Origin of the sequence: Lysinibacillus pakistanensis, assembly GCF_030123245.1 — a bacterium.
Classification (GTDB): Bacteria; Bacillota; Bacilli; order Bacillales_A; family Planococcaceae; genus Lysinibacillus; species Lysinibacillus pakistanensis.
The window spans coordinates 58,891-82,966 of the sequence record NZ_CP126101.1; the positions used below are offsets into that span (position 1 = coordinate 58,891).

Below are 24,076 nucleotides of genomic sequence, written 5' to 3' on the forward strand. Positions count from 1 at the left end.
TACATTGCATGTCTGAAAGTAAGTTATCATCTAAGGTAAGTTTATGTCGCATTAAAGAAATGTTTTAGGTCTGTCTTTAAATATTATGGAATAACTTGACAAAATTATTTATAAAATTTATATTTGAGTAAATACTCAAATTTTAAGAAAATAGTGGTGAAGATATTTGGCAACGAAAAAGGATAAAATTCTAGAGGCAGCATTTGATTTATTTACTAAAAAGGGCTTTAATGCAACGACTACTAAAGAAATCGCAATAACCAGCGGTGTGGCAGAGGGTCTAATCTTTTATTATTTTAAAGATAAAGAGGATCTTCTCTATAAACTCATTCGAGAATTTTCTTTTATTGGCTCTCTCCAAAAAGAAATAATGGAGTTAACCAAGATGGAGCCATATCCTGCTTTAATTCAATTTGGACGATTATATGCAAATTTTTTGTCACAAAATAAAAGTTTTTTAATTTTTATTTGGTCTCCAGAAATCGTACAAAACTCAGATGTAGGTGAGGAGATTGTGGATTTTATTTCTATAATGCGTGAACATGCTAGTGTATTCATATCAAGAGTTATTCTATGTTCCGTTGAGAAAAAGGTCATTGATACAGCAGCCTCAATGTTTCTTTCGTCGATATTAACCTTTGTATTAGTTGAAGAAAGGAAAATGGGCGACAATCTATTAGTAAATCAATATATTGAGGAGATAGTTACAGTTATTTTAAAGGGTATTCAAAATACATAAAAATTTTTTTGAAAAAAATTGAGTAAATACTCAGTATTTTTTTCGGTGAAAGAAGGTACATCTATGTTTCAATGGATTGATATTTATACACTTATTTGGTTATTCCCTATTATGTTTATCCTCCATGATTTTGAAGAAATTATTATGGTTGAGAAGTGGTTAAATAATAAATCTTCAATTTTGTATGCAAAACTACCAATAAAAGCAGCTGATAGAGTGATTAAGCAATTTTCTATGTCAACAGCACAGTTTGCAGTAGCTGTAGTGGTCATATTTTTCTTTGTAAGTGGTTCGACTTTTAGTGCCAGTCAATTTGTGAATCAAGGACAATTAGGGAATATTTATATATTCACTATTGTTACGTTAACCTTTTTTCTTCATGCTTTTACCCATCTAGGGCAGACAATATTTCTTCGTTCTATAACACCTGGTGCAGTCACATCGTTAATTATCATTATTCCATATAGCTTAATTTTGTATCATTCACTATTAACGAATAATGTTATAACATGGAACATCATTTTTATTTGCTTACCATTTTGTCTATTATTAATACCAATTGCATTATTTGCTCACTGGGTTGGTAGAAAGGTTATTTGATAAATAGTTTTTATGTCAATCTGATGTAGAAGCTATCCTACTTAGTGGGATAGCTTTTTATCGTGTTATAATTAAATAAGAATATAACGGAAATGGGTGTTTTGTTTTGCAAAAGAAAAAGCCGATTGTAGAAGGGTTAGAGCGCTTTCGACAACAACAAAATATTTCCTTTCATGTCCCAGGGCATAAACACGGTGAGCTATCTCATCTTCCTCAGGCCTTTAAAGATGTTATGCGATATGATGTAACGGAGTTATCAGGTCTTGATGACCTACATCATCCTGAGGAAATGATATTAGAAGCAGAAAATTTATTGGCAGATACATATGGGACAATGAAAAGCTTCTTTTTAGTAGGTGGATCTACGGTTGGGAATTTAGCAATGATCTATGCTACCTGTAAAAAGGATGATACGATTATTGTTCAACGTAATGCTCATAAGTCTATTTTTCATGCAATTGAGCTGGTTGGGGCAAGACCTGTATTTGTCTCACCCATGTGGGATGATCAAACACTAACAGCAACGCATGTTTCTTATAAGGATTTAAAAGACGCGGTTGATTATTATCCAGAGGCTCGGGCTGTTGTTTTAACATATCCTACTTACTATGGTATGACATCTAAAGAAATTCAGCAGCAGATAGCCTACTGTCATGAAAAGGGGATTCCTGTCTTAGTAGATGAGGCACACGGAGCCCATTTTAGTGCATGTGCCTTATTCCAACCATCAGCATTGACGTTTGGTGCAGATATAGTGGTACAGTCTGCACATAAAACTCTGCCTGCAATGACAATGGCATCCTTTTTGCATGTTAATTCAGATATCATTAATGTCGATAAAATAAATTACTATCTACGTATGCTACAATCTAGTAGCCCATCCTATCTTTTATTAGCATCTTTAGATGATGCACGCTATTATATACAGACATATATGGAGAGTGATGGTGCATATATAATAGAAAAAAAGAATCAATGGGTAGAAGCATTACGGGCAATTGGATCTTTGAAAGTTATCGAGGTAGATGATCCTATAAAATTATTACTCCGTGTAGAGGGCTATAGTGGTTTCCAACTACAAGAGGCACTGGAGGCAAAACAAGTATATGTAGAGCTGGCAGATGCAAATCAGGTTTTGTTGGTACTACCTTTATTAAAACAGGGGCATAACTATCCCTTTGCAGAAATTCGTGTCCGTATTAAGGATGCGATAACAATATTGTTAAATACACCGAGAGCAGACATAATAACAGCTCCACATACAGCCTATAATTTTGTAGCCATTACCGAACCAGCTTATTCTATTGAGGAAATTGAAAAATCGGAAAAGGTATGGTTACCTTATATGCGAACAATGGGGCGAATCTCATCAAGCATGGTTATTCCTTACCCTCCAGGCATTCCATTACTTGTTCCAGGAGAAAAGATAACAGTGGCAAAATTGAGCCAGCTTGAGGAATTGTTGGCTACGGGTGCAACATTCCAAGGAAATCACCGTTTAGAAGAAAAAATGATTGAGGTCATGAAATAGTTGGAGGCAATTACAGGATGAACAGCAATTTATTTATAACATTTGAAGGTCCAGAGGGTGCCGGAAAGACAACAGTCATTCAAAAAATAGCTGAGCGACTAGCTCAGGAGAATATTGATGTATTAGCAACGAGAGAACCTGGTGGTATAGAGATTGCTGAAAAAATTCGGACAATCATTTTAAACCCAGCACATACAGCAATGGATGAACGAACAGAGGCGTTATTGTACGCAGCGGCACGAAGTCAGCATTATTTTGAAAAGGTTAGACCTGCATTAGATGCGGGGAAAATGGTGATTTGCGATCGCTTTATTGATTCTTCATTAGCTTATCAAGGATATGCACGTGGTATCGGTGTGGATGAGGTATTATCTATTAATGAGTTTGCAATCGGTAAGAAATTGCCTGATATAACAATTTTATTTGACCTTGAACCAGAGATTGGTTTAGCACGTATTCATGCTCATGGTGAACGAGAGGTAAATCGATTAGATGTTGAAAGCTTAGCCTTTCATCAGAAAGTTCGTGATGGTTATTTACAACTAGTGGATCGTTACCCGGAGAGAATACATGTTGTCAATGCGGATCAAAATATTGAGCGTGTTGTAGAAGATGTATGGGCATTATTATTTGATGCATTGCAGTAAAAGCATGAAGTTGTCTAACACATTGTGATATAATGGTAACATCTATTATTTTATTTAATGAGAAAAAAACGCTCATTAAATTGAAATTTCCCTATAGATAATGGTAACAAAAAATGATCTAGGTTAATTTTATAAAAGGGGTGAGTGCGAATGAAGTTAGTCGTAGCTGTAGTGCAGGATCAGGATAGCAGTCGCTTATCAAATGCTTTAACGAAGAATCAGTTTCGCGCAACTAAGTTAGCGAGCACAGGAGGTTTTTTACGTTCTGGAAATACTACGTTTCTTATTGGAACGGAAGACTCTCTTATACCCAAAGTTTTAGATATTATTCGAGATAATTGTCGAGCTCGGGAACAAATGGTGGCACCCGTTTCACCATTGGGCGGTAATGCAGATTCCTATATACCTTATCCTGTAGAGGTTGAAGTAGGAGGAGCGACAGTTTTTGTTTTACCAATAGAGCAGTTTCATCATTTTTAGTTCAGAACGAAATTTAAATTAGCTTTTGTGTATCGATAAAGAAAGCAAGTGGGGGCGAATACAGCTTGAAGATCAATCAAGATATACGTGTCGGGTTAAATACTAATCGCAAAGAGCCACTACAAAATAATAATCAAAATAACCGATTTGGAGATATGGTCGTCAAGCAGGGAACCAAATTGCAGACTGAACAGCTTACACGATTGCTAGGGGATATTTCTACTGCGGGAGACCGAGTTGCAAGATCACGAAATTTACGAGAGCTTGCTCGTTTTAAAATGCTTGTTAAAAAATTTCTACAAGAAACAGTCGAACATGGTATGGAATTAAAGCAATCACATACTTGGAATCGTTTCGGTGAGGGAAGACGTTTGAAAATTATCGAAACGATTGATTCTCGCCTTGTGGAGTTAGCACAAGATATTTTAGATGAAGAGAAAGAAGCAATTGATCTTCTTGATAAAATCGGTGAGATAAAAGGCTTATTAATTAATCTGTATATGTAAAACCCGTGTCTCGTTCTCTTGTAGGCGCGGGCTTTTTTCAAATATATTTTGCTTATTGTTACAAATATTGTGAAACTAACTATCTTTTCGAATTATTATAAGTAATTCTGTATCGAGAAGAGAGCAATCGCAAACAATTATATCTATTTGTAATTGTTATAGGAAGGAATTTAAATATATGGCCAAGAATGTTGAAGAGCTATTTTCACTACAACCTGTCGTAATGAAGCAGCTTCAAACGATTTTTGACAAAAATAGATTAGCACATGCATACATTTTTGATGGCGAAAAAGGGACAGGCAAAGTAGATATTATGCGGTTTTTTGTCAAATTAATGCTATGTGAGCAACCAAATCAAAATGTTCCATGTGAAACATGTCGAAATTGCAGACGTGTTGATTCTGGCAATCATCCTAATATTCATCAAATATATCCAGATGGTCAATTTATTAAAATTGATCAAATACGTGATTTAGTAGCTGAGATGAAGATGATGGGTGTTGAAGAAGGGCGAAAGATTTATGTACTTCATCATGCAGATCGACTTAATATTGCATCTGCAAATATGATTCTAAAATTTTTAGAGGAACCTGATGGAGAGGTTACTGCCATTTTGCTAACTGAGCAAATGCAGTCAATATTACCAACGATTCGCTCTAGATGTCAGCATATAAAGTTTCAAAAAATGCCTCGTCATGTATTGTTAAATCATTTGCAAGAAAGCAATATTTCTTATTCAATGTCTTGTACAGTGAGCATGATGACGAATGAGCTCGAAACAGCAATATTTTTAGCAAATGACGAGCAGTTTGCACTTGCTCGAAAAACAGTGTTAAAATTAGTAGAGGTAATTCGCCAAAATGTACACGAAGCAATGCTAGTTGTGCATGAAGAATGGTTGCCACTTTTTAAAGAAAAAAGTGAAATGGAACAAGCATTGGATTTACTACTATTTGCTTACCGTGATATAGTGTCAATAAAAGCTAATCCCGAGGCAGCTTGTACTTATCCAGACATGTTACAGACATTTAAAGAAGCTGCGTTACATTCGACTTATGAACGCCTATCTAGTCAAATGGAGTCTATTTTACAGGCGCGCGCATCTTTACAGCGTAACATGAATAGGACGTTATTGATGGAGCAGCTAATGCTAAATCTGCAGGAGGGATACACATTTGTATAATGTAGTGGGAGTCCGCTTTAAAAAAGCGGGTAAAATATATTATTTTGATCCAGCATCATATCTACTAGAAGATAGTCAATATGTCATTGTAGAGACAGCTCGTGGTGTAGAATATGGTAAGGTAGTTGTCCCACAAAAGGTTGTTGGGGATAATGATGTTGTATTACCACTTAAACAAGTACTACGACCAGCGGATGAACGTGATCGTATTCAGGTAGAGGAAAATGCAGCTGAGTCAAAGCGGGCATTTGAACTGGCAAGTACAAAAATTATAGAGCATAATCTAGAAATGAAGCTAGTAGATGTTGAATATACATTTGATCGTAATAAAATTATTTTTTATTTTACAGCAGAAGGACGTGTCGACTTTAGGGATCTAGTAAAGGATCTAGCCTCGGTATTTAGAACACGTATCGAACTTCGCCAAATTGGTGTACGAGATGAGGCAAAATTGTTGGGCGGCATAGGTCCATGTGGACGAATGCTCTGTTGTTCAACTTTTTTAGGTGACTTTGATCCAGTTTCTATTAAGATGGCAAAAGATCAAAATCTTTCTTTAAATCCGTCAAAAATTTCAGGTCTTTGTGGCCGTTTAATGTGCTGTTTAAAGTATGAAAATGATGAATATGAGGAAGCGAAAGAGGGCATGCCTGACATTGGTGAAATGACGATGACACCAGACGGACGCGGTAGAGTTGTAGGTTTAAATGTGCTGGAGAGACTCATTCAAGTTTATTTACAAGAGCAGGAACGCACAGTTGAGTATACACTAGAAGAACTGCTAGCATGCGAAAAAAATCTTATATAAGATAGAGAATTTAACGAGGTGGCTTGGGTGAAGGACCGTAATTTCTTAGATACCGTTATGGAGTTCGAACAACAGCTCGAAGCAATGCAGGAGCAATTTGGTGCATTGAAGCAATTTGTAGCGTTAATGATGGAAGAGCATAAGGCACTTGAAACAGAAAATCATCACCTTCGTACACGTCTAGAAGAACTACTTGCTAAAGATAACTCCATACAGGCTGCTGATGTGAAGAAAGAGACTTCACTAGATATTGGAGAGGGCTATGATAACCTGGCACGTTTGTACCAAGAGGGCTTCCATGTATGTCATGTTCATTTCGGAAGTTCACGTAAAGGTGAAGACTGTCTGTTTTGTCTATCATTCTTAAATAAACAAAATGTGTAATAGAAGGCTGATTGCCACTACGGTGGTATCAGTCTTTTGTTTTGTATAGTAGGAGGAAGAAAAATATGGATGATTGGTTAAAGGATGATGAAAGGCTAGATTATTTGTTGGCAGAGAATTTACGTATTATACAAAGTCCCTCAGTCTTTTCATTCTCTTTGGATGCAGTACTACTTTCGAAATTTGTCAATGTTCCTTACTATAAAGGGAACATTGTTGATTTATGCTCAGGTAATGGAGTCATTCCTCTCTTTTTAAGTGCTAGAACTAAAGGACAAATAACGGGAGTAGAGATTCAACCGCGTTTATTTGATATGGCGGAAAGAAGCATTCAGTACAATCAGTTAGAAGACCAAATTCAAATGATCCTTGGAGATGTAAAAGAAATACCAAAACAATTGGGCATTGAAAAATATGATGTTGTTACCTGTAATCCGCCCTATTTTTTAGCACATGAGGCAAGTGATAAAAATCTAAGTGAGCATCATGCCATTGCACGACATGAACTATATTTAACATTAGAAGAAGCAATTCAATCAGCTAGTAAATTACTAAAACAAGGTGGAAAGGCAGCATTTGTGCATCGTCCAGGGCGATTATTAGACATTGTTACAGCTATGCGTGCAAATCGTTTAGAGCCAAAAAGAATGCAATTTATTTATCCCAAAGAAGGGAAAGAGGCCAATACACTATTAATAGAAGGAATAAAAGATGGAAAACCGGATTTGAAAATTTTACCACCGCTGTATGTCTATAATGTCAATAATGAATATACACCTGAGGTGAGAGAAATTCTTTATGGAAAAGAACAATAATCACTACTTTTACGTGCTAGAATGCGCAGATCAATCACTTTATGCAGGCTATACAAACAATGTAGAAAAGCGTGTAGCTGTACATAATGCTGGTAAAGGGGCAAAATATACAAGAGCCAGAGGACCAGTGGAATGTATTTATATGGAGGAGTTCGAAACAAAACAAGAGGCAATGCGTGCAGAATATGCTTTTAAGCAACTAACAAGAGCACAAAAAATTAATTATATAAGGAGGGGTGAATCGTGAAATCACAAAAAAGTACCATACACGATCAGACAGGCTGTTTATATCTTGTAGGAACACCTATTGGAAATCTAGAGGATATGAGCGTCCGTGCACTACGCATTTTAAAAGAAGCAGATATCATAGCAGCAGAAGATACTAGAAATACAAAGAAGCTGTGTAACTACTTTGACATTGAAACACCTTTAATAAGTTATCATGAACATAATTTAATCGTTGGAGGAGAAAAATTATTAGCTTTATTACAGGAGGGAAAAACAATAGCATTAGTGAGTGATGCAGGTTTACCTTGTATTTCTGATCCAGGAGCAGATATAGTTGAAAAGGCAATCGCTCAGAATTTTCCGGTTGTGCCGGTCCCGGGTCCGAATGCAGCACTATCTGCTTTAATTGCATCTGGATTAACACCTCAGCCGTTTTTCTTTTATGGATTTTTAAATCGCGGAAAAAAGGAACGTCGACAGCAATTAGAGCAGCTAAAAAAACGTCAGGAAACAATACTGTTCTACGAGGCACCTCATCGCTTAAAGGAAACCTTAAAAGATATGGAGCTTATTCTTGGAAATCGTCGAATTGTATTAGCGCGTGAGTTGACAAAGAAATTCGAGGAGTTTTTAAGAGGGAGTCTCAATGAGGCGGTGGAATGGTCTCAAAATGAGGAAATCCGAGGAGAATTTTGTATTATCCTTGAAGGAAACAGCAATTTTGAGGAAGAGGATAACGAGGAAGTGTATTGGGGAAAAATGTCCTTTGTTGAACATGTCGATTATATTATTGCTCAGGAAGGTGTTACATCAAAAGAAGCTATAAAAGAAGTAGCCAAACTACGTCAAGTATCTAAACGAGATGTATATAATGAATATCATAACTAATAAAAAGAAGAGGTTGCCTTTAGAGAGGCGACCTCTTTTGTATATTTAACCAAGTTGGGAATTATGTTTTTTTATTAATTATAAATGTTTAAATTGATAATAATTGTAAAAAATAGTACCCTTAAAATGTGAAAGGTCTGACATGGACATTATAAGGGTCTCCTAATTTGGGTATATTAAAAACTAAGTCATTTATTTTTTTAAGTTATTTTGAATTTCTTTCACTAACATTTCTGCGCCTTCTGGACTTAAAATTAATTTGCCTCCAACTAGACGGAAGTTATCATCAGATACTTCGCCAGTAACTGCACATGTCATGTTAGGCATATATTTTTTTAAGATGATTTTATCATCATCCACATAGATTTCTAAAGCATCCTTTTCAGCAATACCTAAAGTACGGCGTAGTTCGATAGGAATTACTACACGACCTAACTCATCGACTTTACGAACAATTCCTGTTGATTTCATAATTATTTTTCCTCCTAATGTTAAAAGTTATATTGGTATTTCGTCAAATTTCGACATAATTTCTTTGTCTGATAGTTATCATACCAAGTAATGCCATAAACGTCAATTAATTAATGCACTAATATTATTGTTTTTAAAAAAATTTTTGAGGAGAAAACAGATATATTGATTTTTATAAAAGGTTTTTATTATATATTTTAATTTATAGTAAAAAAGCTTCTTATTTAAGACATTTAATGGATTGAATATATGATTCGACAATTTTCGCGTACGATTCAAACTTTCATTGAAACGAATTTCGTACTTCGTTAGAATAGATAGTATACTGTGAAACAATGGAGGCAGTTCTTGTGAGCGAACAAAACAAAACATTCTATATAACAACCCCAATCTATTATCCAAGTGGAAAATTTCATATTGGTACAGCGTATACAACTGTAGCATCAGATACAATTGCACGCTATAAACGTTTACGTGGATATGATGTACGTTTTTTAACTGGAATGGATGAGCATGGGCAAAAAATTCAAGAGAAAGCAGCTGAAGCGGGCAAGCATCCACAGGAATATGTGAATGAAATTGCAGATGCTGCAAAAAGACTATGGGCTTTAATGGATATTTCATATGATGATTTCATTCAAACAACCCAAGAACGACATACGAAAGCTGTCGAAAAAATCTTCCAAAAGTTTTTAGATAATAATGATATTTATAAAGGTGAATATGAGGGGTGGTACTGTACTCCCTGTGAATCATTCTTTACCGAAACACAACTAGAGAATGGAAACTGTCCTGACTGCGGTCGTCCAGTGCATAAAGTTAAAGAGGAATCATATTTCTTTAATATGAAGAAATATGCAGATCGTCTTTTAGCTTACTATGAAGAAAACCTGGAGTTCATTGAACCTGAATCTCGAAAAAATGAGATGATTAATAACTTTATTAAACCAGGGCTAGAAGACTTATCTGTATCAAGAACATCATTCGACTGGGGAATTAAAGTACCCGGTGATCCTAAACATGTTATTTATGTTTGGGTGGATGCCTTAACGAACTATATTACTGCTTTAGGCTATCTTTCAGAGGATGAGACATTATTCAACAAATATTGGCCAGCAGATGTACATGTAGTTGGAAAGGATATAGTTCGTTTCCATACAATATATTGGCCAATTTTCCTAATGGCGCTAGACTTACCGCTTCCTAAGAAAGTGTTTGCACATGGTTTTATTATGATGAAAGATGGTAAAATGTCTAAATCGAAGGGCAATGTTATCTATCCAGAAATGTTAATCGACCGTTATGGCCTAGATGCGACACGTTATTTCCTATTACGCGAGCTACCATTTGGTTCTGATGGTGTATTTTCACCAGAATCATTTGTGGAACGAACTAACTTTGATCTTGCGAATGATTTAGGAAATTTATTGAATCGTACAATTTCTATGATTAATAAATATTTCGATGGTATTATTCCTACAGAAAATCTTTTACCAACAGAGTTTGATGCGGCTTTAAAAGAGCAAGCTGAGACGGTGCGTATTAAATATGAAGAAAGTATGGAAAAAATGCAATTTAGTGTTGTATTGGCAGACTTATGGACACTTGTTTCACGCACGAATAAATATATAGATGAAACTCAACCATGGGTTCTAGCAAAGGAGGAAACAGATAAACCAAAATTAGGCGCTGTTATGCGAAATTTGGCGGAAAGTTTACACCAAATTGCCGTCATGTTACAACCGTTTATGACATCTTCACCTAAACGAATAATTGAACAATTAGGCTTGGATGACAGATTCTTAGCATGGGATACAATTGAAACATTCGGCAATACTATTCCAGCAAACATTAAAGTGGTAGAAAAAGGTATTCCAATATTCCCACGCTTAGAGAGTGAAGTAGAGATTGCCTATATTCGTGATGAAATGCGTGGTTCAGTAAAGACGTTGCAGGAAGAGGAGCCTAAAGATCAATCGAAAACTTCCGGGATTCCAGAAATTCCTGAAATTTCAATTGATGATTTTATGAAAATCGATTTGCGTGTAGCAACGGTAACTGCATGTGAAACAGTTCCGAAAGCAGATAAATTATTAAAGCTTCAAGTTGATCTTGGATATGAGCAGCGACAAGTAGTTTCAGGCATTGCTAAGTTCTATTCTCCTGACGAATTAGTTGGTCAAAAGGTGATAGTAGTTGCTAATTTGAAACCGGTGAAATTACGAGGTGAATTATCTCAAGGTATGATTTTAGCTGGTGAAAAAGATGGAATTTTAAAATTAGCTTCCGTCGATCCAAAGCTTGAAAATGGAGCAAAAGTTAAGTAAAGAATTTTAGAGGGCCTGCTGAATGTAAAAATTCAGCAGGCTTTTAAAATCTTTTAGCTATTCTCAGTAAGTGTTATTTTAAGATAATTTATAGAAGGGAAATTATGTATTTTGATAGGTAAATGGTAGTGAATAAGGCATTTGGGATTATGTGTAATGTCACAATACCAAATTGTTTGTAATATATTTGTAATGCTTACGCAAAAAAAGAAATAATATTTTTTAATAAAATCTATGTTAGGAGAATGACGATGTTCATCGATACACATGTACACTTAAACGCAGATCAGTACACAGAAGATTTACAAGAGGTTATTGATAGAGCCCTTGAGGCAAAGGTAGAAACAATGGTTGTGGTTGGATTTGACCGAAAAACCATTGAAAAGACTATGCAACTGATTGAACAATATGATTTTGTTTATGGTGTCATAGGGTGGCACCCGGTTGATGCGATTGATTGTACACAAGAAGATTTGAATTGGATTGAGGAATTAACAGCACATCCAAAAATAGTTGGTATTGGTGAAACCGGGTTGGACTACTATTGGGATAAATCTCCGAAGGATGTTCAACAAGCACTTTTCCGCAAGCAAATTCATTTAGCGCAAAAGGTGAATTTACCAATCATTATTCATAACAGGGATGCAACAGGGGATGTTGTACGAATTTTACGTGAAGAAAATGCAGCATCTGTTGGAGGCGTTATGCATTGTTATAGTGGCAGTGTAGAAACAGCACATGAATGTATTGCTATGAATTTTATGATTAGCCTTGGTGGGCCGGTGACATTTAAAAATGCACGGATGCCCAAGGAAGTGGCGACAGAAATACCGTTAGAGCATTTGATGATTGAAACAGATGCACCGTATCTAGCGCCTCATCCATATCGAGGAAAGCGTAATGAACCAGCATTTGTGCCATTAGTGGCAGAAGAAATTGCGCGTTTAAAAGGGTTAACGATTGAGGAAATTGCACAGGTAACAACAGCCAATGCGAAAAAATTTTTTAGGATTGACGTTTAACTAGCTGAGATGCCTCCAATATTGGGTTTGTGGTTGGTCAAAATGGCGAAGTCAATTTTCCAGAAATACTTTCGGGTTGACAGTGCCAAATCTAGTCCGTATAATCCAACCTTGTATTAAGGAGGCGTTTTTTCATGTCAAATAATTCCATGAAAAACTTGTTCTTAGGATCATTGAGGAGTAAGCAAACAGTGATAAGAATTATTTCACTTGTCCTGTTTGTATCTGTAATTTCATTTGTACTTTATCAAGGTACTAAACAAACCGTAACGCTTGAAGCAAACGGAGAAAAAATCGAAGTAGCAACACATGCCAAAACTGTAGAACAATTATTACAAGATCAAAATATAGACATAGCAGAGCATGACAAAATATCACCCTCTCTGAACACCAAAATTGTTAATGGATTAGCAATTTCATGGGAACAGGCAAAAGAAGTAACCATTTCAGTTGATGGAAATCAGTCAAAAGTTTGGACAACTGAAACACTAGTGAAAGACATTTTGAAAGAAGCGAATATTCAAGTATCTGAGCACGACTCTTTAGTACAAGGTCTGGATACAAAAGTAGGAGCAGATAACAAAATTGATATTCAAAAAGCGTTTCCAGTAGCTCTTGTCGATGGTGTAAAAGAAAGACAAGTATGGTCCACTTCGACTACGGTCGCTAACTTTTTAAAACAACAAGGAATTCAGCTTAATGAATTCGATCGTGTCGAAAATAACCTCGAGGACGTTCTTACTCCGAAGAGTAAAATCACAGTAGTTCGCGTAGAAAAGGTTATCGATGTAGTGGAAGACTCTTTAGATTTCGCAGTTGAAAAGAAGCAAGATGCTTCGTTGCAGAAGGGAAAACAAAAAGTAATGACAACGGGCGAGAAAGGTTCTATTTCTCGAACGTTTGAAGTCGTGAAAGAAAATGGTAAAGAGGTAGCTAGAAATCTAAAAACTGAAAAGGTTCTAAAGGAGCCGAAGAAGCAAGTGGTTGCAGTAGGTACTAAAACTGTTGTGGCAAGTGCAGCGACTGTATCACGTGGTTCAGCAGAGCCAGCTAACGGTAAAGAATTTTACGTTACGGCAACAGCCTATACACCGTATTGTAAGGGATGTTCAGGTACATCTGCCACTGGCATTAATTTACGTTCAGGTGCTGGATTAAAAGTAATTGCGGTAGATCCATCTGTTATTAAGCTTGGCTCAAAAGTATGGGTTGAAGGCTATGGAACAGCGGTTGCTGGGGATACTGGTGGCGCAATTAAGGGTAATAAGATCGATATACTTGTACAATCTGATGCCCAAGCTAGTAAGTGGGGCGTAAAGAAAGTGCGTATAAAAGTATTAAATTAAAAAAACTGTAAAATTAATCTAAAATGTTTTTCACTAATTGTAGCTTTCCTGTTTTGACTGGCGGGAAAGCTTTTTATCTTTATTTAGTGGACAAAGTTTGTACCTTATAGGAAGAATGTAAATACTTTGTCCAAGGATACATAACCGTGTATTTCTGTACAATCAAACAGTGCAGTTGTAAAATGGTCTGAAGATAAGGTAGAAAAGAGGAGCCTTTTTGCAAATAAAAGAAATCATTGTGGTTGAAGGAAAAGATGATACAACTGCCATTAAAAGAGCTGTACATGCAGATACTATAGAAACAAATGGATCAGCAATTTCAGAAGAAACGCTGAAGCGAATTCAGCATGCTCAGGATAAAAGAGGTGTCATCGTTTTTACTGATCCTGATTATCCAGGACGTCGAATTCGTGCAATTATAGAAGAGCGTGTGAAAGGGGTTAAGCATGCCTTCTTACCAAAAGCAAAAACAATTGCCAAAAACGGTAAAGGGCTTGGAATTGAGCACGCAGCAGATGAAGATATACGAAAGGCGCTCCAACAGGTCTATACGCCATGTAGTATAGAGCCGATAACTGATGATATTACATTAGAGGATTTAATGACAGCACGTTTAATTGGACATCCTCGTGCAAAATATCGTCGGGATCGTCTTGGGGAGCTATTGAATATTGGCGCAACAAATGGTAAGCAGCTTCACAAAAGATTAAAAATGTTTCAAATTACAGAACAGCAATTTGGTGCGGCTGTCGCACAGCTAGATCAGGAGGAAAACAATGCATAAGGATATTGCAACACCAATTAGAACACAAGAAATTTTAAAAAAATATGGATTTTCATTTAAAAAAAGCTTAGGTCAAAATTTTTTAATAGATCCCAACATTTTAAGAAATATTGTTAGTCATGCAAATTTAACTGAAAATAGTGGTGCAATTGAAGTGGGTCCTGGCATTGGGGCATTGACTGAACACTTAGCTAGAAGTGCAAAAAAGGTCGTATCCTTTGAAATTGATCAACGACTTTTACCTGTATTAGAAGATACATTAAGTCCATATAATAATGTGACAATTGTACATTCAGATATTTTAAAGGCAGATGTTGCTAAAATAATTGAGGAAGAGATGTCGGGTATTGAGGATATTATGGTAGTAGCAAATTTGCCGTATTATGTGACAACACCGATTTTAATGAAATTGCTAAATGATCGTTTACCGATAAGAGGCTTTGTTGTCATGATGCAAAAGGAGGTTGCAGATCGTATAACGGCCAAACCGGGAACAAAAGAGTATGGTTCATTATCGATAGCAATCCAATATTATGTGAAGGCTGATATTGCCATGACGGTACCAAAAACTGTATTCATGCCACAACCTAATGTAGATTCTGCGGTCATTCGCTTAATTAAGCATGATGAACCCCCTGTAAAAGTGATTGATGAGGATTTCTTATTTGTCGTGACACGTGCGTCCTTTGTGCAGCGAAGAAAAACAATCTTCAATAATTTACAATCGGGTTTACCAAATGGAAAGCAAAATAAAGAGAAAATTTTAGAGGCTTTAACAGCAGTCAATATAGAGCCAACCCGTCGAGGAGAAACACTTAGCATTCAAGAGTTTGGAAAATTAGCAGATGCGCTCTATCCGACATTTGGAAAGTAAGAAATTTTGTTAACATTTTTTCTTACAAGTAAAAAAAACATAATTTTTCATAAAAAATAAGTTGACAATATTTATTCAGGGCTGATAAAATATTATATTTTGTTGACATTTTTGGGCGTATCGCTTATACTGTTTTGTAGTGAGGTGTAAGCGAAAATGCCAAAAACTTTAGCGGACATTAAAAAGTCGTTGGATTGTCATTTGGGTAAACGTTTGCAGTTAAGAGCAAACGGAGGTCGCAAGAAAACGGTCGAGTGTGCAGGGATATTACGTGAGACATATCGTGCTATCTTTGTAGTTGAGCTTGATCAAGAGGACAATACGTGCAAGCGCGTATCGTATAGCTACACAGATATTTTAACTGAAGCAGTAGAGATTACTTTTTTAGACGAAGCGAAGGCTGCTGTCGCAAAATAGTTTCTAGTACTTATTTCTATATTTTGAAACACTCATGTATGTTAAAAACTGCATGAGTGTTTTGCGTTTTTCGGGACATACTAAATTCGTCAGTTGTTAAAGGAGGAGTTTATATGCCTAGAAAAGGTATCATGTCACCTCGATTAAAAGAAGAGATCGCAAAAGAGCTTGGATTTTATGATGTTGTGCAACGAGAAGGCTGGGGCGGCATTAAAGCTCGTGACGCCGGTAATATGGTCAAACGTGCCATAGAAATGGCTGAGCGAGCAAGTAATGAGCAAGACCAAAATAAGTAGACTATTTTTGCTAAAATAGCCAACTTATAAAAAAAAATTTCTTTTAGCAGGAATGGAATTTTTCTGCTGACACAACAACACAACTGACGAGAGAGAACCGTTACACCAAATAGGGGTATACGGTTCTTTTTTTCCATTTTCGCCTTCCCATTATGGTAAAATAAAATGAATAATCTTGTACGTAAGATGATGGGTTGTTGCGAAAGCGAAGAGCTGAAGGAGCGCCAGCCAATAATTGCGACAAAGCATAATTGATAAGTGTTGCTATAAGGGAGGAAGAAAGATGCTTTATGTAAAGGCGCCTGCAAAAATAAATTTAACATTAGATGTACTTTATAAAAGACCAGATAATTATCACGAAGTAGAGATGGTCATGACAACTGTCGATTTAGCAGATCGTATTAGTTTGGAATCCCGAGAAGATGGCACAATAGAAATAATTTCTACTGATAATTTTGTGCCGAATGATCACCGTAATTTTGCTTATCAGGCAGCGCGTCTAATAAAAGATACATACGGCATTGGACAAGGTGTATCCATTACTATAGAAAAAGAAATACCAATTGCAGCAGGTCTTGCAGGGGGCAGTAGTGATGCAGCCGCTACACTAAAGGGGTTGAATGAGCTATGGAATTTAGGGTTATCCATTGATGAATTAGCTGAACTGGGTGCAAAAATTGGATCTGATGTTTCATTTTGTGTCTATGGTGGTACAGCATTAGCCACAGGGCGTGGGGAAAAGATTCAGGAGTTGCCTGCACCGCCAAACTGTTGGGTAGTCTTAGCTAAGCCTAAAATAGGTGTTTCTACTGCAGAAGTATATGGAGGACTAAAGGTTGAAGGATTAGAGCATCCAAATACGAAGCAAATGATTCGTGCTATTGAAAGGGAAGATTATGAGCTACTATGTTCATCATTAGGGAATGTTTTGGAAACTGTAACATTTAAGCTACATCCAGAAGTAGTAATGTTAAAGGAACAGATGAAGCGCTTTGGAGCGGATGCAACATTGATGAGCGGAAGCGGTCCAACAGTCTTTGGTCTAGTAGATAGCGAGGCTCGAGTAAGCCGCATTTATAATGGCTTACGTGGTTTTTGTGAAGAGGTATATGCTGTGCGTATTTTAGGTGAACGAAATACGCTTGCTTAAAACCGCAAATTTGTGTTAATTTTACCTATAAATATTCGTGTTTAGGAGAGGGTCGCATGAAATGGAAGCGTAGTGAACGACTAGTGGATATGACGTATTATTTACTAGAACATCCACATCAGCTGATCCCGCTAACTTATTTTTCTGAATTATATCAATCTGCAAAATCCTCCATTAGTGAAGATTTAACGATTGTAAAAGAAACTTTCGAAGAAAAAGGAATCGGGTTATTGATGACAGTTCCGGGCGCTGCAGGAGGAGTAAAGTATATTCCTAAAATGTCCGAGGCTGAGGTACGTTTAGTGATTCAAGATTTAAAGGCAGAACTTGAGCATTCAGATCGTTTGTTACCAGGCGGTTATTTATTTATGACGGACTTACTCGGCAATCCAGATTTGATTAATCGAGTTGGAAAAGTCTTTGCATCGGCATTTGCTGATCAACAAATTGACGTTATTATGACTGTTGCCACAAAAGGGATTTCTATTGCGCATGCTATAGCAAGACATTTAAATGTACCTGTTGTAGTAGTTAGAAGAGATAGTAAAGTAACAGAAGGTTCTACAGTCAGCATCAACTATGTTTCTGGTTCTTCCAGAAGAATTCAGACAATGGTATTATCAAAAAGAAGTATGAAGAGTGGACAACGTGTACTAATTACGGATGACTTTATGAAAGTCGGTGGTACAATGAATGGCATGAAAAATTTACTAGAGGAATTTGATTGTCAGCTGGCAGGTATCGCAGTGCTTGTAGAAGCTGAGCATGCAGATGAAACTTTAGTAGATGATTATTATTCACTCGTTAAGCTTCATGAGGTCAACGAAAAAGACCGTACAATTGCATTAAGTGAAGGTAACTATTTTTCTAAAAGGGGACATGACAAATGAAAGTAGTAGCAACAACAAATGCACCAGCAGCAATCGGACCATATTCGCAAGGAATTATTATAAACGGCATGTTTTATAGCTCTGGCCAAATCCCGTTAACGGCTACTGGTGAATTGGTAGAGGGTGATATTACTGTTCAAACAAATCAAGTGTTTGCTAACTTAAAAGCAGTATTAGAAGCTGCAGGTACATCTTTAGAGCATGTTGTGAAAACAACAGTTTTTATGAAGGATATGAATGATTTTGTGGCAATGAATGAAGTATATGCAAGTCACTTTGGTAATCATAAACCTGCTCGCTCTGCGGTGGAGGTTGCACGCCTTCCAAAGGATGTAAAAGTAGAAATTGAAGTTATTGCCATCGTTAAATAAGAAACAAAAAAGCTCGCTAAAAGAACAATCTTTTAGCGAGTTTTTTTAGAGCTGACAAACAATTGTCAAAATTTACGTAAATTAGAGAAAATATTATATTGATAAGTATTCAAATTTTTTAGAAAATTTGATAGACTATGAAAAGGAAAATATTCGGTAATTAAGAATATTATATTTTCATTTAGGCATCTAAGAAGAGAGGTGGTGAGAAAATGGAAGTTACTGATGTAAGATTACGTCGTGTTCAGACGGATGGTCGCATGCGTGCGATTGCTTCCATTACACTCGATAATGAGTTTGTAGTTCATGATATCCGAGTAATTGATGGAAATACTGGTTTATTTGTAGCTATGCCAAGTAAACGAACGCCTGACGGAGAATTTAGAGATATAGCGCATCCGATTAATTCTACTACTCGTAATAAAATACAGGAGATTATTTTAAACGAGTATCATAATTCAAGCGAATCAGAAGAGGCCGATAAAGCTGAAGAATTAGAAGGAATTGGCGTTTAGCAAGAAAAATATTATTGTTTATCTTCATTCAGCAAATGTTTTTTGTATCGAAAGTAAAGCGGCAGATACAGAAGACTTCCACTCTACAGGTGGTGAGATGGGTGCCCAAACACCTACTGAATGAAGCTAAAGCCTCCGGTGGAAGTCACGGATTTTCAAAGGAATGAATAAAAGGATGTTAGCCTAAAATATCCGCATCCTGCGAAAAACGGCTAACTGACCTGCATCGGTAAAAACGCCACGTCCTGTGGCATTATCGAAATGGTCGACATCGTGTGGCCCTCGTGCAGGCCTGGGCACAATTCAAAATTCGGACGCAATTACACCAATGCGAAAATTGATCAAAGTACCTGCTGTGTAAAGTGTGGAGCAATTAAAGGATTACACGATTTACCAAATCGCCTAACTGCCCCAAATTCAGCATATTACTGGTGAAAATAATTGTTAAGAACTCTTCTAATTCGGAGAGTTCTTTTTATTTTGTAAATAAGAGAAATGCGGTAGTTTATGGACATACATATAAACAATCGAGCATAAGGTGCATTTGATTTAGGAATTCATCTTTTTGTCAAGTCTACATACCTTGAAAATAGATGAATTTTGCTATATAGTCATAAGAGAAAATGAGCGTATTGGAGGACTTACAGATGAGCAACATTTTTGCTGTCATTTTGGCTGCAGGTCAAGGTACACGTATGAAGTCCAAATTATATAAAGTGCTCCATCCAGTATGTGGGAAGCCTATGGTTCAACATGTGGTGGATCATATTCAAACGTTAGATGTTAATCGCATCGTAACGGTCGTAGGACATGGTGCAGAAAAAGTACAACAACAGCTTGGTGATAAAAGTGAATATGTTTTACAAGCAGAACAACTAGGGACTGCACACGCTGTTCAACAAGCGGAGGCTATTTTAGGTAGTGAAGAGGGAACAACATTAGTTGTTTGTGGTGATACGCCGCTAATTCGCCCTGAAACAATGCAAGCATTATTTGAGCATCATCAAGCAAAGGGTGCCAAAGCAACAATTTTAACTGCAATCGCGGATAATCCAACAGGTTATGGTCGCATTTTACGTGGCGATAATGGACAAGTGGAGCAAATTGTTGAACAAAAGGATGCTTCAACAGAGCAGCAATTAGTAAAAGAAATTAATACTGGCACATACTGTTTCGATAACAAAGCGTTATTTGAGACGTTAAAACTTGTGAAAAATGACAATGCCCAAGGTGAGTATTATTTACCTGATGTCATTGAAATATTACAAAAGCAAGGCGAGATTGTTGAAGCGTATGTAACGGAAGATTTCGAGGAAACACTTGGTGTCAATGATCGTGTTGCTTTATCACAAGCAGAGACATTGATGCGTGCAAGAATTAATGAGCAGCATATGCGTAATGGTGTATCTATTATTAATCCAGAAGCAACGTATATTAGTGCAGATGCAGTGATTGGTCGTGATACGGTTATTCAACCAGGCTCTATGATTGAAGGGAAGACAGTAATTGGAGAGGACTGTCTAATTGGCCCTAACACTCAAATTATAGATAGCCGCATTGGCGATCGTACAACAGTGCATTCTTCTGTTGTGCGTGAAAGCGCTGTAGCAGAAGACACAGCGATTGGACCGTTTGCAAATATTCGACCACTTTCTAATATTGGTAGCCATGTGAAAATTGGTAACTTTGTAGAAGTGAAGAAAAGTAATCTAGGGAATGACACAAAAGTATCGCACTTAAGCTATATTGGCGATGCGGAAATTGGCAACAATGTTAATATTGGTTGTGGTTCCATTACTGTCAACTATGACGGAAAAAACAAGTTCCAAACAATTATTGAAGATGATGTATTTGTAGGATGTAATACTAACTTAGTAGCACCAGTCAAAGTTGGAAAAGGTTCATTTATTGCAGCAGGATCTACAATTACAAAAGAAGTTCCTGAAGACGCACTTGCAATTGCTCGTGCAAGACAAGAAAACAAACCGAATTATGTAAGCAAATTAAATTCAAAATAATTATCAACTAAACAGGAGGCCATCATGCCGTATCATTATGCAAACTCACAATTAAAAATATTTTCACTTAATTCCAATAATCCACTTGCTCAAGAAATCGCGCAAGAAATGGGTGTTGAATTAGGTAAATCTTCTGTTAAGCACTTCAGCGATGGAGAGATTCAAATTAGCATTGAAGAAAGTATTCGTGGTTGTGATGTGTTTATCGTGCAATCAACTTCTGCACCAGTAAACGAACATTTAATGGAGCTTTTAATTATGGTGGATGCAGTTAAACGTGCATCTGCTCGTACAGTAAACGTCGTAATGCCTTATTATGGTTATGCACGCCAAGATCGTAAAGCAAAAGCGCGCGAGCCAATTACAGCTAAATTAGTGGCAAACTTACTTGAAACAGCTGGTGCAACACGTGTTATCGTTTTAGATCTACACGCACCTCAAATTCAAGGTTTCTTCGATATCTTGATCGACCACTTAATGGCGGTACCTTTATTATCTGATTACTTCAAATCAAAAGGTATTCCAACGGATGAAATTGTAGTAGTTTCTCCAGATCATGGTGGTGTAACACGTGCTCGTAAAATGGCAGAACGTTTAAAAGCACCGATTGCAATTATTGACAAACGTCGTCCAAAACCAAACGTTGCAGAAGTAATGAACATTGTTGGTAATGTTGATGGTAAAGTGGCAATCTTGATTGATGATATTATTGACACAGCGGGAACGATTACGATTGGTGCAGATGCATTACGTGCTGCTGGTGCGAAGGAAGTTTATGCTTGCTGCTCTCACCCAGTACTATCCGGCCCAGCTATTGAACGTATCGAAAACTCTGCAATCAAAGAATTAGTTGTAACAAATACAATTCAGCTTGCTGAAGAGAAAAAATCGCCAAAAATTACAGAGCTTTCTGTAGCTAAATTAATGGCTGATGCAATTTCTCGTGTCTATGAAAACAAATCTGTAAGTACTCTATTTGATTAATAAATATATGGCTAAATAAAGAACAAATCTATCTTTACGGGTAGATTTGTTTTTTTATAGGGCTCTTTTGTGTGAATTTTCTTATAAAAGGGTATAATGGTAATTGTGACTTAATAATATTTCACGACTAACAAAGAGAGAAGTGAATATTATTATAGCCTTCATCAAATGTCATGCGTAGCTTGTAAATGTAGTGACATTCGTAGTAAGGTGTAAATAATTTTTCTTGGAAGGGGAAGATATAGATATGAGTACAGTATTAAGTGTTACAAAGCGCGAAGCTGGGCATCGTTCGACTTTAACCCAACTTAGAAAAGGGGGAGCCATTCCTGCGGTTATTTACGGCTATAATTTAGATTCAACCCCAATTTCTATTTCAGCGAAGGAATTCAAAAAATCCATTCAAAAAAATGGACAGAACAGTGTGTTCTCGATGGAGTTAGAAGGGAACAAAGTAAATGTTGTTGTGTCAGAAATCCAACAATGCTCTTTAAGAGATGAAGTGAACCATGTTGATTTTCTTGCCATTAATATGTCTGAAGCATTAGAAGCAGATGTCCCTATTAAACTGGTTGGTGAGTCAATTGGTGTCAGCGAGGGCGGCATTTTGATGCAGCCTAATTTAGAGATGAAAATTAAAGTAAAACCGGCTGAATTGCCTGAAGCAATTGAAATTGATATTACGAATCTAAAAATTGGCGAAACCATCACAGTTGCTGAAATTCGTGAAAGTATTGGTTTTGATGTTGTTAGTGAAGATGATCATATTTTGGTCACACTTATGGCTCCGGCTACTATTGAAACTACTGAAGAAGAACAAGAATAACAATATACTGCTAGGCTATTAAAGAGGCTATACTTCTTTAATAGCCTTTTTTATCTTCTTTTTTGTATCGTAAGCGTAGCGGCAGCGGCAAATACGGAAGACTCCCATCTCTACAGGTGATGAGATGAATGTGGCCTTTCAGTGGTATCAAACGCCTACTGAATGAAGATAAAGCCTCTGGCGGATGTCACGGATTTTCAAAGGAATGAATAGTGCAAGCACAATTCGAAATCCAGACGCATTGTTTATCTGTGCGAAAGCGAAGCGACAGCAACAATTACGCTAAGGCGAAATTGATTTTAAATATTTTTTATGCAAGAATGTACAAAATGCTTTCTTAGTGTACGATATGGTAAAATAATGACTATTAGATGGAAAAGAAGAGAGGTACTTATGAAAATTATCGTTGGGTTAGGGAATCCAGGTAAACCTTATGAACATACAAGACATAATATAGGCTTTGATATTATTGATGCAATAGCTGAAAAATGGGGTGCATCTTTAACAAATTCAAAATTTAATGGGATGTATGCAACTGTACATCGTCCAGAAGGAAAGGTTCTACTTGTTAAACCTTTAACATATATGAATTTATCAGGGGAATGTGTTGGACCTCTTATGAATTATTTTAATATTGATGTGGAAAACTTAATTGTTATCTATGATGATTTAGATTTAGAAACAGGTAAATTGCGCCTTCGTCAAAAAGGTAGTGCGGGTGGACATAACGGAATTAAGTCATTGATTCATCATTTAGGCACACAAGAGTTTAATCGTATTCGTGTTGGGGTGAGTCGCCCACCTGCTGGTATGAAGGTCGCAGATTATGTGTTGTCAAAATTTTCGAAAGAAGACCAAGGTGCCATTCAGAACGCTATTGAGAAGTGTGTAAATGCTGTTGAAGCATCTCTTACAAAGCCATTTCTTGATGTCATGAACCATTTTAACGGATAACCAAATACCTAAGGTGGTATTA

At 36.6% G+C, this 24,076-nt stretch carries 29 protein-coding genes; 28 read left to right on the forward strand and 1 reads right to left on the reverse strand.

The features are described from left to right. Positions 1-166 precede the first annotated feature (166 nt). The 12 genes from QNH24_RS00265 (at position 167) to rsmI (ending at position 8,809) form a co-directional block, all read left to right on the forward strand. Positions 167-739 carry a TetR/AcrR family transcriptional regulator gene (locus QNH24_RS00265; RefSeq protein WP_283870243.1) on the forward strand — a complete coding sequence of 191 codons (573 nt, stop codon included), beginning with the start codon at positions 167-169 and terminating at the stop codon, positions 737-739. Between the two features lie 63 nt (positions 740-802). Then, positions 803-1,339 (forward strand): HXXEE domain-containing protein, encoded by a 537-nt coding sequence (locus QNH24_RS00270; RefSeq protein WP_283870244.1) that lies wholly within the window; start codon positions 803-805, stop codon positions 1,337-1,339. Positions 1,340-1,445: 106 nt separating this feature from the next. Beyond that, positions 1,446-2,870, forward strand: coding sequence for an aminotransferase class I/II-fold pyridoxal phosphate-dependent enzyme (locus tag QNH24_RS00275; protein WP_283870245.1), 1,425 nt, complete (start codon positions 1,446-1,448; stop codon positions 2,868-2,870). Positions 2,871-2,887: 17 nt separating this feature from the next. Further along, positions 2,888-3,517 carry a dTMP kinase gene (gene tmk, locus QNH24_RS00280; protein ID WP_283870246.1) on the forward strand — a complete coding sequence of 210 codons (630 nt, stop codon included), beginning with the start codon at positions 2,888-2,890 and terminating at the stop codon, positions 3,515-3,517. A gap of 150 nt (positions 3,518-3,667) precedes the next feature. Continuing rightward, positions 3,668-3,997, forward strand: coding sequence for a cyclic di-AMP receptor DarA (locus tag QNH24_RS00285; protein ID WP_010857007.1), 330 nt, complete (start codon positions 3,668-3,670; stop codon positions 3,995-3,997). 65 nt (positions 3,998-4,062) lie between these two features. Further along, positions 4,063-4,503 (forward strand): YaaR family protein, encoded by a 441-nt coding sequence (locus QNH24_RS00290; protein WP_283870247.1) that lies wholly within the window; start codon positions 4,063-4,065, stop codon positions 4,501-4,503. 178 nt (positions 4,504-4,681) lie between these two features. After that, positions 4,682-5,686, forward strand: a complete 1,005-nt coding sequence (gene holB, locus QNH24_RS00295; protein WP_283870248.1) for a DNA polymerase III subunit delta' — start codon at positions 4,682-4,684, stop codon at positions 5,684-5,686. After that, positions 5,679-6,494 (forward strand): PSP1 domain-containing protein, encoded by an 816-nt coding sequence (locus QNH24_RS00300; protein WP_283870249.1) that lies wholly within the window; start codon positions 5,679-5,681, stop codon positions 6,492-6,494. The genes holB and QNH24_RS00300 overlap by 8 nt, the downstream gene beginning before the upstream one ends. 27 nt (positions 6,495-6,521) lie before the next feature. Next, complete coding sequence (yabA, locus tag QNH24_RS00305; protein WP_054772163.1) at positions 6,522-6,878, forward strand: DNA replication initiation control protein YabA; 357 nt, start codon at positions 6,522-6,524, stop codon at positions 6,876-6,878. Positions 6,879-6,943: 65 nt separating this feature from the next. Further along, positions 6,944-7,693, forward strand: a complete 750-nt coding sequence (locus tag QNH24_RS00310; RefSeq protein WP_283870250.1) for a tRNA1(Val) (adenine(37)-N6)-methyltransferase — start codon at positions 6,944-6,946, stop codon at positions 7,691-7,693. Next, positions 7,677-7,940: a GIY-YIG nuclease family protein gene (locus QNH24_RS00315; RefSeq protein WP_283870251.1), complete on the forward strand. Its 264-nt coding sequence runs from the start codon at positions 7,677-7,679 to the stop codon at positions 7,938-7,940. The genes QNH24_RS00310 and QNH24_RS00315 overlap by 17 nt, the downstream gene beginning before the upstream one ends. Continuing rightward, on the forward strand, positions 7,937-8,809 hold the full coding sequence (rsmI, locus tag QNH24_RS00320; protein WP_283870252.1) for a 16S rRNA (cytidine(1402)-2'-O)-methyltransferase: 873 nt from the start codon (positions 7,937-7,939) through the stop codon (positions 8,807-8,809). The genes QNH24_RS00315 and rsmI overlap by 4 nt, the downstream gene beginning before the upstream one ends. 192 nt (positions 8,810-9,001) lie before the next feature. On the opposite strand, the gene abrB is transcribed toward rsmI, so the two are convergent. After that, positions 9,002-9,280: a transition state genes transcriptional regulator AbrB gene (gene abrB, locus QNH24_RS00325; protein WP_427545299.1), complete on the reverse strand. Its 279-nt coding sequence runs from the start codon at positions 9,278-9,280 to the stop codon at positions 9,002-9,004. A gap of 350 nt (positions 9,281-9,630) precedes the next feature. Here abrB and metG point away from each other — a divergent pair, with 350 nt between their 5' ends. From metG to pth, 16 genes are all read left to right on the forward strand, one after another. Then, positions 9,631-11,607: a methionine--tRNA ligase gene (metG, locus tag QNH24_RS00330; protein ID WP_283870253.1), complete on the forward strand. Its 1,977-nt coding sequence runs from the start codon at positions 9,631-9,633 to the stop codon at positions 11,605-11,607. 251 nt (positions 11,608-11,858) lie between these two features. Next, positions 11,859-12,629: a TatD family hydrolase gene (locus tag QNH24_RS00335; protein WP_283870254.1), complete on the forward strand. Its 771-nt coding sequence runs from the start codon at positions 11,859-11,861 to the stop codon at positions 12,627-12,629. Between the two features lie 134 nt (positions 12,630-12,763). Then, a complete protein-coding gene (locus tag QNH24_RS00340; protein WP_283870255.1) occupies positions 12,764-13,975 on the forward strand; it encodes a resuscitation-promoting factor in 1,212 nt (403 codons plus the stop codon). Between the two features lie 217 nt (positions 13,976-14,192). Then, positions 14,193-14,759, forward strand: a complete 567-nt coding sequence (rnmV, locus tag QNH24_RS00345; RefSeq protein WP_283870256.1) for a ribonuclease M5 — start codon at positions 14,193-14,195, stop codon at positions 14,757-14,759. Further along, positions 14,752-15,633, forward strand: coding sequence for a 16S rRNA (adenine(1518)-N(6)/adenine(1519)-N(6))-dimethyltransferase RsmA (rsmA, locus tag QNH24_RS00350; protein WP_283870257.1), 882 nt, complete (start codon positions 14,752-14,754; stop codon positions 15,631-15,633). The genes rnmV and rsmA overlap by 8 nt, the downstream gene beginning before the upstream one ends. A 156-nt stretch (positions 15,634-15,789) precedes the next feature. Continuing rightward, positions 15,790-16,050, forward strand: a complete 261-nt coding sequence (veg, locus tag QNH24_RS00355; RefSeq protein WP_283870258.1) for a biofilm formation stimulator Veg — start codon at positions 15,790-15,792, stop codon at positions 16,048-16,050. 113 nt (positions 16,051-16,163) lie between these two features. Continuing rightward, positions 16,164-16,346 (forward strand): small, acid-soluble spore protein, alpha/beta type, encoded by a 183-nt coding sequence (locus QNH24_RS00360; protein WP_054772167.1) that lies wholly within the window; start codon positions 16,164-16,166, stop codon positions 16,344-16,346. Positions 16,347-16,629: 283 nt separating this feature from the next. Next, positions 16,630-17,496 (forward strand): 4-(cytidine 5'-diphospho)-2-C-methyl-D-erythritol kinase, encoded by an 867-nt coding sequence (gene ispE / locus QNH24_RS00365; protein ID WP_054772168.1) that lies wholly within the window; start codon positions 16,630-16,632, stop codon positions 17,494-17,496. Positions 17,497-17,552: 56 nt separating this feature from the next. Next, positions 17,553-18,386 (forward strand): pur operon repressor, encoded by an 834-nt coding sequence (purR, locus tag QNH24_RS00370; protein ID WP_004229190.1) that lies wholly within the window; start codon positions 17,553-17,555, stop codon positions 18,384-18,386. After that, the gene (locus QNH24_RS00375; protein WP_283870259.1) at positions 18,383-18,757 is read left to right on the forward strand and encodes a RidA family protein; all 375 of its coding nucleotides are present in this window, start codon (positions 18,383-18,385) and stop codon (positions 18,755-18,757) included. Before purR ends, QNH24_RS00375 begins: the two co-directional genes overlap by 4 nt. Positions 18,758-18,969: 212 nt before the next feature. Then, positions 18,970-19,272: a septation regulator SpoVG gene (gene spoVG / locus QNH24_RS00380; protein ID WP_054772170.1), complete on the forward strand. Its 303-nt coding sequence runs from the start codon at positions 18,970-18,972 to the stop codon at positions 19,270-19,272. After that, positions 19,262-19,396, forward strand: a complete 135-nt coding sequence (locus tag QNH24_RS00385; RefSeq protein ID WP_283870260.1) for a hypothetical protein — start codon at positions 19,262-19,264, stop codon at positions 19,394-19,396. Before spoVG ends, QNH24_RS00385 begins: the two co-directional genes overlap by 11 nt. A 523-nt stretch (positions 19,397-19,919) precedes the next feature. Beyond that, entirely contained in the window at positions 19,920-21,290 is a 1,371-nt protein-coding gene (glmU, locus tag QNH24_RS00390) for a bifunctional UDP-N-acetylglucosamine diphosphorylase/glucosamine-1-phosphate N-acetyltransferase GlmU (RefSeq protein ID WP_283870261.1), read from the forward strand. A gap of 24 nt (positions 21,291-21,314) precedes the next feature. Beyond that, complete coding sequence (locus tag QNH24_RS00395) at positions 21,315-22,274, forward strand: ribose-phosphate diphosphokinase (RefSeq protein ID WP_283870262.1); 960 nt, start codon at positions 21,315-21,317, stop codon at positions 22,272-22,274. A 247-nt stretch (positions 22,275-22,521) separates the two neighbouring features. Further along, entirely contained in the window at positions 22,522-23,100 is a 579-nt protein-coding gene (locus tag QNH24_RS00400) for a 50S ribosomal protein L25/general stress protein Ctc (RefSeq protein ID WP_054772173.1), read from the forward strand. A gap of 393 nt (positions 23,101-23,493) precedes the next feature. Further along, a complete protein-coding gene (pth, locus tag QNH24_RS00405) occupies positions 23,494-24,054 on the forward strand; it encodes an aminoacyl-tRNA hydrolase (protein ID WP_054772174.1) in 561 nt (186 codons plus the stop codon). The last annotated feature ends 22 nt before the right edge of the window (positions 24,055-24,076 follow it).

Coding starts and splice junctions, on each gene's coding strand:
- QNH24_RS00270 (WP_283870244.1), top strand. CDS start 803: ATGTTTCAATGGATTGATATTTATACACTTATTTGGTTATTCCCTATT.
- tmk (WP_283870246.1), top strand. CDS start 2,888: ATGAACAGCAATTTATTTATAACATTTGAAGGTCCAGAGGGTGCCGGA.
- QNH24_RS00285 (WP_010857007.1), top strand. CDS start 3,668: ATGAAGTTAGTCGTAGCTGTAGTGCAGGATCAGGATAGCAGTCGCTTA.
- holB (WP_283870248.1), top strand. CDS start 4,682: ATGGCCAAGAATGTTGAAGAGCTATTTTCACTACAACCTGTCGTAATG.
- QNH24_RS00310 (WP_283870250.1), top strand. CDS start 6,944: ATGGATGATTGGTTAAAGGATGATGAAAGGCTAGATTATTTGTTGGCA.
- QNH24_RS00315 (WP_283870251.1), top strand. CDS start 7,677: ATGGAAAAGAACAATAATCACTACTTTTACGTGCTAGAATGCGCAGAT.
- abrB (WP_427545299.1), bottom strand. CDS start 9,280: ATGAAATCAACAGGAATTGTTCGTAAAGTCGATGAGTTAGGTCGTGTA.
- QNH24_RS00335 (WP_283870254.1), top strand. CDS start 11,859: ATGTTCATCGATACACATGTACACTTAAACGCAGATCAGTACACAGAA.
- QNH24_RS00340 (WP_283870255.1), top strand. CDS start 12,764: ATGTCAAATAATTCCATGAAAAACTTGTTCTTAGGATCATTGAGGAGT.
- rsmA (WP_283870257.1), top strand. CDS start 14,752: ATGCATAAGGATATTGCAACACCAATTAGAACACAAGAAATTTTAAAA.
- veg (WP_283870258.1), top strand. CDS start 15,790: ATGCCAAAAACTTTAGCGGACATTAAAAAGTCGTTGGATTGTCATTTG.
- QNH24_RS00360 (WP_054772167.1), top strand. CDS start 16,164: ATGCCTAGAAAAGGTATCATGTCACCTCGATTAAAAGAAGAGATCGCA.
- ispE (WP_054772168.1), top strand. CDS start 16,630: ATGCTTTATGTAAAGGCGCCTGCAAAAATAAATTTAACATTAGATGTA.
- purR (WP_004229190.1), top strand. CDS start 17,553: ATGAAATGGAAGCGTAGTGAACGACTAGTGGATATGACGTATTATTTA.
- QNH24_RS00375 (WP_283870259.1), top strand. CDS start 18,383: ATGAAAGTAGTAGCAACAACAAATGCACCAGCAGCAATCGGACCATAT.
- spoVG (WP_054772170.1), top strand. CDS start 18,970: ATGGAAGTTACTGATGTAAGATTACGTCGTGTTCAGACGGATGGTCGC.
- glmU (WP_283870261.1), top strand. CDS start 19,920: ATGAGCAACATTTTTGCTGTCATTTTGGCTGCAGGTCAAGGTACACGT.
- QNH24_RS00395 (WP_283870262.1), top strand. CDS start 21,315: ATGCCGTATCATTATGCAAACTCACAATTAAAAATATTTTCACTTAAT.
- QNH24_RS00400 (WP_054772173.1), top strand. CDS start 22,522: ATGAGTACAGTATTAAGTGTTACAAAGCGCGAAGCTGGGCATCGTTCG.
- pth (WP_054772174.1), top strand. CDS start 23,494: ATGAAAATTATCGTTGGGTTAGGGAATCCAGGTAAACCTTATGAACAT.